Origin of the sequence: Catellatospora sp. IY07-71, assembly GCF_018326265.1 — a bacterium.
Classification (GTDB): Bacteria; Actinomycetota; Actinomycetes; order Mycobacteriales; family Micromonosporaceae; genus Catellatospora.
In genome coordinates this window covers 3234370-3246898 of the sequence record NZ_AP023360.1, presented here as the reverse complement: position 1 = coordinate 3246898, position 12529 = coordinate 3234370, and the positions used below count along the sequence as shown (strand labels likewise).

Sequence of the window (12529 nt, the reverse complement as noted above, 5' to 3'; positions counted from 1 at the left end):
TCGGCCGGAACGAGTATTACTGCGCTATGCTCTGGATATGACTAGCGAGGGCGGGGCCGCGACGCCAGGTGAAGGCAAGGCGGGCATGTTCCGCACCTCGATCACCATGCCGATCGACCTGGCGGAGTATGCGCAACGGCGCGCGGGCGGCAACCTGTCCGGCTACCTCGCGGACCTGGTCGCGGATCAGCGCCGCCGGGAGGCCGTCTGGGCCCGCCTGGCCGAGCACGGCTACGTCGGCGACCTGGCACCCACCGAGGCCGGCCGGGCCGAGATCCGGGCGCGGCTCCAACAGCACGCCGCCCGTAAGGCGCGCCGCGGCGACGGCACCGGGCAGCAGGCCGCGTGAGCATCGGCGTCGTGCTCGACACGTCCGCGCTGCTGGCACACCTGCGGCTGGAACGGGTCTCCGTCGGCGAGCTGATCGGTGAGGTCGGCGAGAACGGCGACCTGGTCGGCGTGCCCGCGCTGGCGATCGCGGACAGCCTGCACAAGCTGGGCGGCGAGGAGCTGTTCCGGTTGCAGCGGATGCTCGCCTGGGACGACTCCGGCATCGCCGTGCTGCCGTTCGGCGGCGCCGACGTGATGTCGCTGTACGCGGCCATGGGTGTGGTCGGCGGCGGACAGGGCACCGCCCAGGCCGTCGTTGAGGCAGGGCGGCACGGGTGCCTGTTGGCGACCGTCCAGCCCGAGGACGTCGGCTCCGGGCTGGACGCGGATGACGTCATCGTGCTGTCGTGACCGGATGACGACCTATGCGAGCAGGTCGATGACGGTGGGGTCGGCGTCGCGGGCGCGGCGGTAGACCGTCCACAGCAGAGCCAGGTCCTGCCAGGGCAGGCCGATGGGGGCGTACACGGTGGGGCGGTCGGTGCCGTCGTGGGCGGGCAGCTCGCCGCGCAGCACCTCGCCGAGCGTGCCCGCGGCGCCGTCGGCGGGCAGGCCCGCGTTGCCGAGGGCGCCCGCGGCGGCGGTCAGCTCCCGGTCGTCGACCACCACGCGAGCGTTCTGCAGCAGGTCGGGGGCCAGCTCGATCTTGCCGGGCTCGTCCGCGCCGAGCGTGGTGAAGTGCTGGCGCGGGCGGGCCTCCCCGGCGGTGAGCAGCGGGCGGCGGGCCCAGGTCGCCAGCACCACCACGTCGGCGGCGAGCGCCACCGCGGCCGCGCTCTCCAGGGGCAGCGCGTCGAGCGTGCGTACCCTCGACGGGTCGAGGTCGGTCGCGACGATCTCGCGCCAGGGGCGCAGCCGCCGCAGGCCCGCGGCGACCACCCGGGCCTGCGCGCCCGCGCCGACGAAGCCGAGGGTGACCGCGCCGGGGTCGGCCAGCAGGTGGGTGCCGAGCGCCGCGGCCAGGCCGGTGCGCCAGGCGGTGACGCTCGCCGAGTCGGCCAGCGCCAGCAGCTCGCCGGTCTGCAGGTCGTGCAGGCACACCACGCCGCGCAGGGCCGGTTCCGCGCCGGGGAACTTCGCGTTGACCTTCACCGTGTACGCGGGCACGCCCGGCAGCAGCCCCGGCATGAGGCACGTCGCCGTGCCCGGTCCGGGCAGGTCGGTCCGGGCCCGCAGCGGCGGCGACGGCGGGGCGGGCGCGCGGAAGCCCTCGCCGAGCAGCTCCAGCGCCTCGTCGACGTCCAGGGCCCGCTCGACCTCGGAGCGGCTGAGCAGCACGGTCACGATCAGACGCTAACGCCGCGCCGCCCGGCCGTGTTCGCGGACCGTTAACAAACAGCTCACAGCCGTGAACCGGCGTTTCGCGGTGCGTGCGCACGATCTTGCTGGCAGTTTTGTCCCGGTGCGATACGTGATGCGCCGCTGCCGGAGGCTCACCCTGCTGCTGACCGCCGCCCTCGCCCTGGCGGCGGGGCTGCCACTGCGCCCGGGTGCGGCCGCGCCGCCCCGCCCCGCCGCGGCGCCCGAGCGGCCCAACGTGCTGCTGGTCGTGCTCGACGACGCGCGGCCCGAGGCGATGGCGGCGCTGCCCCGCACCACGGAGTGGCTGGCCGACGGGACCGCGTACACGCAGGCGGTCGCGGCGACGCCGAGCTGCGGGCCGAGCCGGGCCACGCTGCTGACCGGCCGGTACGCGCACAACCACGGCGTGCTGCACCAGGCCGACATCGGCGCGCTCGACCACACCGCCACGCTGCAGCGCACGCTGCACGACGCCGGTTACGCCACGGCCGCCGTCGGCAAGTTCACCAACGGCTGGCAGCTGGAGCGGACCCCGCCCGGTTTCGACCACTCGGCGCTGGTGGGCGGCGGCTACACCGACGCCCGGTTCATGGTGGACGGGAGGCAGCGGCGCGTGCCGTACTCGACGACGTTCATCGGCGAGCAGGTCAACCGCTACCTGGACGGGTTCGAGGCGGAAGACGGCAAGCCGTGGTTCGTGTACGCGAGCTTCACCGCGCCGCACGCGCCGTACACCCCGGAGACCCGCTACGCCGCCCGGACGTTCGCGTGGCAGCCGAGCCCGGCGGTCGGCGAGGCGGACCGCGGCGACAAGCCCGCGTACGTGCGCCGCCACAAGGCCGACCAGGCCGCCGGGGACGTCATCCGCCTCGGGCAGCTGCGCACCCTGCTGTCCGTCGACGACGCGCTGGCCGCCGTCCGCGAGCACCTGGTCCGGCGGGGGGAGCTGGCGGACACCCTGGTCGTGCTGGTGTCCGACAACAGCAAGTTCTGGGGCGAGCACGGGCTGGACGAGAAGTTCATGCCGTACGCCGCCGCGTTCCGGGTGCCGCTCTACCTGTCCTGGCCGGGGCACGTCCCGGCGGGCGTCGACGACCGGCTCGCCTCGACCGTCGACGTCACCCCGACCGTGCTCGCCGCGGCCGGGCTCACCGCCGGATACCAGCTGGACGGCCGTGACCTGCGCGGCCCGGACCGGCGGGACGCGACGCTGCTGGAGTACTGGCAGGACTCGCACAACGGCGGCTACCCGACCTGGTCCGCCCGCTACGCGCCCGGAGACCACCAGTACACGGAGTACGTCGAGAAGGACGGCACGGCCGGGCCGCGGGAGTTCTACGACCTGGCGGCCGACCCGTGGGAGCTGGTCAACCTGCTCGGCGACAAGGACCCGGCCAACGACCCGGACACGGCCGGGGACGCGGCGACGCTGGCCGAGTGGCGGCAGTGCGCGGGCGCCGCCTGCCCGTGACGGTCAGCCGGCCGCCTGCCGCCAGGCGCGCAGCCGGTGCCAGGCCTCCAGGCCGTCGGGCACCCAGGTCCAGCCGCCCTCGGCCAGCCGCTGCTCGATCTCGTCCTCGGTGAGGAAGCCGTGCCAGGCGACCTCCGCCGGCTGCGGGTCGACCGGCAGCTCGCAGCGGACCTCGTACAGCGCGGAGAACCAGCTGTGCTCCGGGGTCTCGTACCGGAACGTGAACAGCGGCGCGGGCGCGGGCAGGCCGGTCACGCCCAGCTCCTCCTCGGCCTCGCGCAGCGCCGCCTCGTCGTAGGACTCCCCCGCGCCGACCACGCCGCCCACCCACATGTCGTAGTACGACGGGAAGACCAGCTTGTTCGGGGTGCGGCGGTGCACGAACACCCGCCCGGCCGCGTCGCGGGCCAGCACGAACACGCAGCGGTGGGTCAGCCTGCGGGCATACGCCTCGGCGCGCACGGCCTGCCCGACGACGCGGTCGTGCGCGTCGACGATGTCCAGCAACTCGTCCGCCGAGCGCGGCGCCTGCTCCCCCATGCCGCCCATTCAACACCCCGCGCCCGGCCGCCCGCCGGAGGGCGGCGGCATCGGCCGGACGCTGGAACAATGGGCGGCATGTCCGAAACCGACATCAGCGCCGACCTGGCGGCCTGCGCCCAGGCCCACGCCCGGCTGCACCAGACCCTGGACGGTCTCGACGACGCGGCGGTGCGCGCACCGAGCCTGCTGCCCGGCTGGACCGTCGGCCACGTGCTCACCCACCTGGCCCGCAACGCCGACAGCGTGGTCCGCCGGCTGGACGGGGCGGCTCGGGGCGAGCTGGTCGAGCAGTACGAGGGCGGCCAGCCGGGCCGCGCCGCGCAGATCGAGGACGGGCAGGGGCGCGGCGCGGCGGAGCTGGTCGCCGACGTGCTCGCCGCCGACGCGGCCGTCGAGGCGGCGTTCGCGCGCACGTCGGCCGAGGTGTGGCAGCGCCAGGTGAAGACCGGCGACGGCCGCCTGATCACCGCCTCCTACCTGCTGTTCGCGCGCTGGCGCGAGGTCGAGGTGCACCACGCCGACCTCGGCCTGAGCTACGGCTGGCAGCAGTGGCCGGACGGGCTGGTCGCCCGCTGGCTGCCGGAGCTGCTCGCGGGACTGGCCGAGCGGGGCGACGAGCGGGCCCTGGCCGCCTGGATGCTGGGCCGCGCCCCCGCGCCGGAGCTACGCCCGTGGGGCTGACCGGGCGGTGTCGCACCCGTTGGCTACCGTCACCCCCGATTCGATCTTCAGGAGGGTGACCTTGTCCGTTCCGGTGTTCCGGGTCGCGCCCGGCGACGCTTCCTCGCCGGTGATCCTGCACGTGCCGCACGCCTCCCGGCGGGTCGGCGACCCGGCCGCGGCCGGTCTGCTGCTGGACGGGGCGGCGCTGGCCGTGGAGCTGGACCACATGACCGACGCGCACACCGACCTCATCGCCGAGGGCGCGGCCGGTGCGGCGCGGCGGCGGCCGTGGTGCTTCGTCAACGAGTGGTCGCGGCTGATCGTGGACCCGGAACGCTTCCCCGACGACCGCGAGGTGATGCGAGCCGTGGGCATGGGCGCGGTGTACACGCGCACCTCCCACGGCGAGCCGCTGCGCGACCCGGAGCCGGAGCTGGAGCGGCGGCTGCTGGACGGCCACTTCCACCCGTACGCGGCGGCCATGACGGCGCTGGTGGACGAGCGGCTGGCCGCGACCGGCCGGGCGATCGTGATCGACGTGCACTCGTACCCGTCCCAGGCGCTGCCCTACGAGCTGCACGGCGACGGCCCCCGCCCGCCGATCTGCCTGGGCACCGACACCGCGCACACTCCGCCCCGGCTGCGCGCCGCCGCCCGCGAGGCGTTCGCCGGCTACGAGATCGCCCTGGACACCCCCTTCGCCGGCTGCTACGTCCCCCTCAAGCACTACGGCACCGACGCTCGCGTGACGGCGCTGATGGTCGAGATCCGCCGTGACCTTTACGCCGCCGAACCCGGCGGCGATCCGCACGACGGCCTCCCCCGCCTCGTCACCGCCCTGACCACCCTGATCGACGCCCTCTCCTGACCCGGATAACCGCGGGACCCGGGGCGGGCGGGCTGGCAGGATGTGGCGCGTGACGTATGAGGTGCGGCCGGTGCGGCCGGAGGAGCACAAGCTCGCGTGGGACCTGGGCAGCCTGGCGTTCGGGTATCACGAGCAGGCCATCCCGGACGGCTGGGCGGCCAGCGCGCCGGGCCGGACCACGCTGGGCGTGTTCGACGAAGCGGGACGGCTGGTCGCCAAGGCGGTGGACCGGGAGCAGGGCCAGTGGTTCGGCGGGCGGATCGTTCCGGTCAGCGGGGTCGCCGGGGTGGCGGTCGCGGCCGAGCAGCGCGGGCGCGGCCTGGGCCGGCTGGTGCTGACGAGCCTGCTGTCCGGTGCCCGGGAGCGGGGCGCGGCGCTCAGCTCGCTGTTCGACACCACCCCGCTGCCGTATCGGGCGCTGGGCTGGGAGGAGATCGGCGCGCTGACCTACCACACGGTGGCCGCGCGGGTGCTGGCCGAGATCCGGCCCGATCCGAAGATCACGCTGCGGCCCGCGACCGAGGCCGACATCCCGGCGGTGTACGAGCTGTACCGCCGGGTGGCGCGCGCGAGCACCGGCCTGATGGAGCGCTCCGGGACCCTGTTCGCGGCGACCCCGGCGCAGCTGCTGGCCGACTACCACGGCTTCACCGTCGCGCTCGACGGCGCGGGCGACCTGGTCGGGTACGCGAGCTGGGACCGCGGCCCCGGCTACGACGCGAGCGGCAAGCTCACCGTCGACGACCTGATCGGCGCCACCCCGGAGGCGACGCGCACGCTGCTGGCGATGCTCGGCGGCTGGGCCAGCGTCGCCCCGACCATCGTGCTCCGCCTCGGCGCCGAGGATCCGGTGTGGTCGCTGCTGGCCCGCGTGGACGCGAAGGTCGCCTCGGCCCAGCCCTGGATGCTCCGCGTGGTCGACGCCCCCGCCGCGATCGCCGCCCGTGGCTGGCCTCGCCATCTCTCCGGCACGGCCGACCTCTCGCTGACCGACGACGTCTGCCCCTGGCACCAGGGCGACTACCGCTTCGTGGTGGACGGCGGCGAGGCCCGCCTGGAGCCCGGCGGCACCGGCGCGATCCGCCTCACCCCGCGCGGCCTGGCCGCCTGGTACGCGGGCGCTGCCTCCCCCGACCAGCTCCGCCGCGCCGGCTTCCTCACCGGCGGCGACCCCGCGAGTGACGACCTCCTCCGCACCGCCACCGCCGGCCCCGCCCCCACCCTCCACGACTACTTCTGAAAGGAAGGGCACCTTCTTATCGCTTTGCGATGTAGAAGGTGCCCTTCCTAACCGCCGGAGGCCGTCAGTCCGCGGTGTCGGCCGCCGGAACTGTGGCCGGGCGGCTGCGGCCGATGGACAGGAGCAGGCCGAGAACCGTGAGGACGGCGCCCGCGGCGGCGGCGTACAGGGGCAGGTCGGCGGGGATGCCCAGGTACACGGTGATGCCGAGGATGCGGGACAGGCCCCACGGCAGCAGCGCCATCTGGTCGTTCCACACGGTCAGCGCCTTCTCCAGGCCGATCAGGGCGACCAGGCCCGCGAGCAGCCCGAGCGGCACGCCCGCCGCGGTGAGCGTCAGGCCGACGGCGCGGCGGCGGAGCAGGCCGTACCGGTCGCGCAGGACGACGGCGGTGGCCACGAACAGCCAGCAGAACCCGGCGAACGCGACCGTGACGTAGACCGTGCGCAGCGTCGGCGCGGTCCAGAACGCGAACCAGTACTTGCCCGGCCCCCGCCCGGCGAGCGCCGCCAGCAGCAGCACGCTGCGCAGCAGCGCGACGCCGCCGACCACGGCCCACAGGTGGAACGGGTCGCGCCTGCCGACGATCAGGCGTACCACCAGGGCGAAGAGCAACCACCCGCCGAGCGTCACCAGCAGATGCGCCGGTGCGGCGAACCAGGTGAAGACCCCCCGGGAAGCCACCAGCACCACGGCCGGGATCAGCCAGACCAGCACCCGGTCCGCGCGCGACGAAGGCGTCGGCAGCGCGGCGACCCGCCACGGCCGCACCGCGCCGAGCAGCAGCGCCCGGCAGGCCGCGCCGCCGAAGCCGCGGCCGCGCAGCCCGAGCAGCACCACGACCAGGAGCAGCGCCAGCAGCGCCCGCGCCGCCCACGCCATGGCCGGGTCCCGGTCGGCGCGCTCGGCGCCCAGGTCGGCGGCGGTGAAGTTGAACGCGGGCAGGTCCAGGTCGGTGCCGTAGCGCTGCCGGTGTACGTCGCGCGCGCCCTGGTAGGCCGTCTCGGCCAGCCGCCAGCCGTCCTTCGCCTCGCGCGAACCGGTGTCCAGCCACTGCGCGTGCCGCAGCACCATGGTCCGGTACGCGCCCAGCGTCTCGAACAGGTTCACCTGGTAGTCCAGGGTGCTGGTGAACTGCTCGCGCAGCCCGGCGTCGCGCCAGGTCGCCGGATCGGTCGCGGCGACCAGGTCCCGCATGCGGCGGGCCAGCGTGACGGCCTCGGCGCCCTCGTCGACGGCGGCCTCGATCCGCCCGCCGGTGACCGCGTAGATGCTGTCCAGCGCGGCGGAGTCGCCGGTCGGGATGTCCCACTCGAAGATCCACATCATCGGCGGCGGCTCCAGGCCGAGCGCCTTCACGGTCTTGTCCGCGTACGGGCCGACGTACAGCCCCCGCGTCACCGCCTGCCGGGACAGCGCCATGGCCTGCCCGATCGCGGCCACCGTGGCCGGGTCGCCGGAGAACGTGCGGTACGCCCAGTCCGCGGTGACCTGCGCCGGGTCGGCGGCCGGATCCCACGCGAAACGCGCGACGGCGTACGTGTTCAGGTCGTACAGCTGCCAGAAGCCGGTGCGCAGGTAGAGCGACATCGGACCCGCGCGCAGCGGGCCGCCGTCCTGGGTCCAGTTCCAGACGCCCTCGACCTTCGGGTTGGCGGCGAGGAACTCGCGCAGCGCCTGCCGGTGCAGCGGGCCGAGGTCGTTGGGCAGCGAGCCGAACGCCTCGAACTCCCGCCGGGCCTGGAACTCCACGATGCGCCGGTGCTCGCCCTGCAGCAGGGTCGTGTTCAGCGGCAGGTGGCTGTAGAAGTCGCCGAGGGTGTACTTGGTGGACACGATCAGGTGCGGGTCGTCGAACCCGCCCAGCACCTGCGCGTACGACTCCGGGTTGGTGTGCAGGTCGCCCACCGCGCCGACGCCCACGGTCCAGGTGCGGAAGATGACCTCCTTGTTCGCCGCGCCCGCCGTGTCGAGCATCGCCCGCAGCATCGCGCGCACGGACGCGTCGGTGGTGACCGCGAGCTTGGACGAGTAGTCCCAGCCGTCCTCGGCGTACACCTCGCCGCCCTCGCCGATGCGGATCATCAGCCCGTCCACGAAGGGCATGCTCTCGAAGAGCTCGGAGAGCCCGGCCTGGTAGACGGCCCACAGCCGGGGGTCGGCCACGTCCAGGCCGCCCACGGTCCGCGTCAGGTACGCCTCCAGCGGCGGCGACACCGCGAGCATGTCGGTGAGCATGAAGACCTTCACGCCCATGTCCTCCGCGTACCGGAAGACCGGGCCGAACGCGGCGACCATCGCCCTGGCCTGCTCGACGTGGGTGTCCCCGGCCGGGTAGACGGCGCGGCCGTCGCCGACCTTGGCGAACGTCACGTACTCCAGGAAACCGGGCACCACCACGCCGTTGTAGCCCTGCGCCACCGAGTGGTCGACGAACTGCCGGAACTGCGCGTCGATGCGCGCCACCGCGTTCGCGTCCACCCACGGCGCCCGGGGCAGCAGCGCCTCCTTCACCACGTCGGTGTTCAGGTTGTAGTCGTCGCCCGCGGCGAACCGCGCCGGGTCGGGCTCGCGGCCCACCGACCCCGCGTCGGTCAGCCGCAGCCCGAGCCGGGGCGTGATCAGGCGGTCGACGTCGGCGGCGGGCAGCGGCTCGGCGCCGGAGCGGATCCGGTCGGCCAGCCGGTACAGCCCCGCCGCGGTCCCCGCCATGTCGGCGCCCTCGACGGCCAGCTCGGCCCCACGCACACTGATCCGGTACGCCTCGGGCGCGGCGGCGAGGGTCGCGAGCACTCCCGCGCGCAGGCCGCGGACCGCGGACAGGTCGGGCGCGGCGGCAGGCGGTGCGCCGGCGTTCTGCGCGGTCGTGGCGCCTGCCGTCGTGGAGCCTGCCGAGGTCGAGCCCGCCGTACCGGTGGCGCCCGTCGCTGCCGTCGAGCCGGTCGTCGTCGTTGCACCCGCCGTGCCGGTCGAGGCAGGGGGCGTCACGGGCGCCGTCGTCACGGCCGGGCGGGGCAGGCCGCGGGCGGCCAGCGCGTCGGCCACGGCGGTGGCGGCCTTGGTCGTGCGGAGGTCGTCCGGCACGGTGAGCGACGTCAGCCGCGGCGCCGGGGCGACCGTGCGCGGTGGCGCGGCGGAGAGGTCCTCGCGCGGCACGGCGGCCGGGGTGTGGCTCAGGCCGAGCGCGTCTCCGACGCCCCAGGCCACGCCCGCGCCGAGCAGCAGCAGGACGACGGCGGCGGCAAGCAGGGGGTACGGCTTCCGGACCGGGGGAACGTGAATCACGCTCGCATAGTAGTGGTGCCACGGACCGACGTCTGATCACGATTCTCCAACGGAACCGGCGCCCGCGCTCACCGCTGCCCTGGCGGCCCCTGATCCGGTCCGGGCGGTCCGCACACCCGGTCCCTCCCGCCCCGTTTCGCCAGGTAGAGCGCCTCGTCGGCGAGCCGTGACAGCTCGTCGGCGGTGCACGCGCAGCGCGGATACGACACCACCCCGATGCTCGTGGTGACCGTGAGCGTCACGCTCGCGCACACGATCGGGCAGCGCGCGATCGCCACCCGCAGCCGCTCGGCGACCAGCACCGCCTCGTCCTGGTCACTGCCGGGCAGCAGCACCCCGAACTCCTCCCCGCCGAGCCGCGCCGCCACGTCCACCGCCCGCAGCTCCCGCGCCAGCAGCGCGGCCACGGTACGCAGCGCCTGGTCCCCGGCCGGGTGGCCGTACCGGTCGTTGACGTCCTTGAAGTGGTCCAGGTCCAGCATCAGCAGCGCCACCGGCGCGCCGGACCGCCGGGACCGGGCCAGCGCCTCGTCCAGCCGCTGGGTGAACGCGCGCCGGTTGTGCAGGCCGGTCAGCGGATCGCGTACGGCCAGCTCGGTCAGGGTCGCCTTCTGCGCCGCGATCCGCCCGGCCATGTCGTTGAACGCCGCCGCCAGCTCACCCAGCTCGCCGCGCGAACCGGCCCGGGCCCGCGCCGCGTCGTCGCCCGCGGCGAGCAGGTGCGCCGTCCGGGTCAGCCCGCGCAGGTCCCGCACCAGCCCTCGGGAAAGCAGGTAGCCGAGCAGCAGCGCGGCCGCCATCCCGGTGAGGCTCGCGCCCGCGATGACCTGCCGGGTGACGCCGCCCGCGGCGAGCAGCTCCCGGTGCAGCGGCGTGTACTCCAGCAGCACCGCGCCGACGATCCGGTCGTGCGCCGCGCGCAGCGGCACCGCCATCACCTCGATACCTTCCGGGAAGTCGGGGCTGACCTCCAGGAACGAGCGTGGCTGCCCGTCGCGCATGGTCGCGGCGACCTCGCCGCCGCCGTCGAGCGTGAACAGGCGGCCCTGGTCGTCCGGCAGCGCGTCGGCCAGGATCCGCCGGTCCAGGCCGACTATCTCCAGGTCGCGGCCGTCGTCACGCTGGACGCCGCTGACGTAGCGCTGCAGCTGCGCGGGCTGCTCGTAGAGCACCGGGCGGCCGGGTTCGGCGGGCTGAGCCACGGTGTGCGCGACCTGCTCGGCGACGTTCTCGGCCTCGATCTGTGCCGCGTGCAGGCTGGCCCGGTACTGCTCGTCCACCGCGACCAGGCCGATCAGCGGCAGCAGCAGCGCCACCGAGAGGAAGGCGACGGTCAGCCGCGGCCCGACCCGGGCCAGCGGCGCGAGCACCCAGGCCGGGTGCGGCCACGACGCAGCGTTCCAGCGGGCTCGCACCCGGTGCCGTAACGCCATCGACGGTCGTCGCGGCCGGTCGGCGGTATCGGCCTGCATTCCGCGCTCCTATGAGCGATCTCCCCAGGTCAGCGGCCTACCACTGTATCCCCGGCGGCTGAGCGCCCTTCCCGGCTTCCGGGGCCACCCTCCGGCGGCTCCCCGGCGCGCTCCCCGCACACCGCCGGCCCTGATCATGATCGCGGTCTCGTGTCGAAACCTCGGCTCCCAGCCCACCTTCTGACACGAGACCGCGATCAAACGCACGGCCGCCGGGCGGTCAGCGGGGCCAGCCCGCGAGTGCCGGCTCGGGCCGGGACGGGAGCGGCTCGGCGACCGCCGGGTCCGGGGCGCGCAGCTCGTCGATGCGGACCAGGATCACGCCGCCGATGATCAGGGCGCCGCCCAGCAGCTGGACCGGCACCGGCAGCTCGCCCAGGAACAGCCAGGCGAACAGCACCGCGAACAGCACCTCGGTCAGCCCGACGAACGAGGACAGCCGGGCGCCCAGGATCCGGGCCGCGCCGATGCCGGCCACGTACGAGATCACCGCGGCGACCAGGGACAGCCCCACGATCGGCACCAGCCAGCTCACCGTCTCCCCGGCGAACACCACGTCGCCGAAGTGCGCCCGCAGCGGCAGCGCGCCGAACGCGCCCAGCGCCAGCAGCACCACCGCGCCCACCGCCATGCCGCTGCTGGCCATGGCGACCGACGGCAGCTGCTCGTCGACCCGCGCGGAGAGCACGAAGTACGCCGCCAGGCCGACCGCCGCGCCCAGGCCCCACAGCACGCCGACCGGGTCGATGCGGTCGGATCCGGTCAGGTCCAGCACGAAGAACAGGCCCACCATGGCCGCGGCGGACCCGGCCAGGGTCAGCCGGCGCGGGCGCTGGCCGTGCCGCGCCCACATCCAGAACACGACGAGGATGATGCCGAGGTACTCCAGGAGCAGGGCGACCCCGATGGGTAGATACCGGACGGCGTTGAAGAAACCGACCTGTGCGCCCGCGACGGCGAGCAGCCCGAACAGGCCGACGCTGCTCAGGTTGCGGCGCAGCACGTGCCACCTGCCGCGCAGCGCGAGCACGGTGGGCACGGCGAGCAGGAGGGCGGCGATGCCCACCCGCGCCGCGACCGCGGCCTCGGCCGACCAGCCCGCCTCGATCAGCGAGCGGGCGAACGTGCCGGACGTCCCGAACGTGGCCGCGGACAGCAGGGCCAGGCCCAGGCCGACACCTGCGGAACGTTGGGTCTGCATGGAATTCACCTCGGTTCGGAGCACGCGTCGCGGCCGGGGCCGGCGTACCGCGTAATAAGCAAAACATCGCTATGCTCATGACAGTAGCCGAGC

General features: G+C 74.8%; 11 protein-coding genes. 6 read left to right on the top strand and 5 right to left on the bottom strand.

The features are described from left to right. Positions 1–37: 37 nt before the first annotated feature. Both CS0771_RS14825 and CS0771_RS14820 read left to right on the top strand, forming a co-directional pair. A complete protein-coding gene (locus CS0771_RS14825; protein ID WP_212841508.1) occupies positions 38–349 on the top strand; it encodes a hypothetical protein in 312 nt (103 codons plus the stop codon). Then, on the top strand, positions 346–741 hold the full coding sequence (locus CS0771_RS14820; protein WP_212841507.1) for a hypothetical protein: 396 nt from the start codon (positions 346–348) through the stop codon (positions 739–741). Before CS0771_RS14825 ends, CS0771_RS14820 begins: the two co-directional genes overlap by 4 nt. 12 nt (positions 742–753) lie before the next feature. Here the strand turns inward: CS0771_RS14820 and CS0771_RS14815 are convergent, their stop codons facing one another. Further along, positions 754–1674, bottom strand: coding sequence for an ornithine cyclodeaminase family protein (locus tag CS0771_RS14815; RefSeq protein WP_212841506.1), 921 nt, complete (start codon positions 1672–1674; stop codon positions 754–756). Positions 1675–1792: 118 nt separating this feature from the next. Between CS0771_RS14815 and CS0771_RS14810 the strand changes: the two genes are divergently transcribed. Further along, on the top strand, positions 1793–3163 hold the full coding sequence (locus CS0771_RS14810) for a sulfatase-like hydrolase/transferase (protein ID WP_212841505.1): 1371 nt from the start codon (positions 1793–1795) through the stop codon (positions 3161–3163). A gap of 3 nt (positions 3164–3166) precedes the next feature. Here CS0771_RS14810 and CS0771_RS14805 read toward each other — a convergent pair whose 3' ends face one another. Continuing rightward, complete coding sequence (locus CS0771_RS14805; protein WP_212841504.1) at positions 3167–3703, bottom strand: NUDIX hydrolase; 537 nt, start codon at positions 3701–3703, stop codon at positions 3167–3169. 78 nt (positions 3704–3781) lie between these two features. On the opposite strand from CS0771_RS14805, the gene CS0771_RS14800 reads away from it, so the two are divergent. The 3 genes from CS0771_RS14800 to eis are packed head-to-tail and all read left to right on the top strand — an operon-like array spanning position 3782 to position 6477. Next, entirely contained in the window at positions 3782–4387 is a 606-nt protein-coding gene (locus CS0771_RS14800; protein WP_212841503.1) for a maleylpyruvate isomerase N-terminal domain-containing protein, read from the top strand. Between the two features lie 55 nt (positions 4388–4442). Continuing rightward, positions 4443–5237: an N-formylglutamate amidohydrolase gene (locus CS0771_RS14795; protein ID WP_244870797.1), complete on the top strand. Its 795-nt coding sequence runs from the start codon at positions 4443–4445 to the stop codon at positions 5235–5237. Positions 5238–5286: 49 nt separating this feature from the next. Next, positions 5287–6477: an enhanced intracellular survival protein Eis gene (gene eis / locus CS0771_RS14790; protein ID WP_212841502.1), complete on the top strand. Its 1191-nt coding sequence runs from the start codon at positions 5287–5289 to the stop codon at positions 6475–6477. A 64-nt stretch (positions 6478–6541) separates the two neighbouring features. Here the strand turns inward: eis and CS0771_RS14785 are convergent, their stop codons facing one another. The 3 genes from CS0771_RS14785 to CS0771_RS14775 all read right to left on the bottom strand — a co-directional run bounded on the left by CS0771_RS14785 (position 6542) and on the right by CS0771_RS14775 (position 12436). Continuing rightward, positions 6542–9763, bottom strand: coding sequence for a hypothetical protein (locus CS0771_RS14785; RefSeq protein WP_212841501.1), 3222 nt, complete (start codon positions 9761–9763; stop codon positions 6542–6544). Between the two features lie 68 nt (positions 9764–9831). Continuing rightward, positions 9832–11235, bottom strand: coding sequence for a diguanylate cyclase (locus CS0771_RS14780; protein ID WP_212841500.1), 1404 nt, complete (start codon positions 11233–11235; stop codon positions 9832–9834). A gap of 220 nt (positions 11236–11455) precedes the next feature. After that, positions 11456–12436: a DMT family transporter gene (locus CS0771_RS14775; RefSeq protein ID WP_212841499.1), complete on the bottom strand. Its 981-nt coding sequence runs from the start codon at positions 12434–12436 to the stop codon at positions 11456–11458. Positions 12437–12529: the final 93 nt, after the last annotated feature.

Coding starts and splice junctions, on each gene's coding strand:
- CS0771_RS14825 (WP_212841508.1), top strand. CDS start 38: ATGACTAGCGAGGGCGGGGCCGCGACGCCAGGTGAAGGCAAGGCGGGC.
- CS0771_RS14805 (WP_212841504.1), bottom strand. CDS start 3,703: ATGGGGGAGCAGGCGCCGCGCTCGGCGGACGAGTTGCTGGACATCGTC.
- CS0771_RS14800 (WP_212841503.1), top strand. CDS start 3,782: ATGTCCGAAACCGACATCAGCGCCGACCTGGCGGCCTGCGCCCAGGCC.
- CS0771_RS14780 (WP_212841500.1), bottom strand. CDS start 11,235: ATGCAGGCCGATACCGCCGACCGGCCGCGACGACCGTCGATGGCGTTA.
- CS0771_RS14775 (WP_212841499.1), bottom strand. CDS start 12,436: ATGCAGACCCAACGTTCCGCAGGTGTCGGCCTGGGCCTGGCCCTGCTG.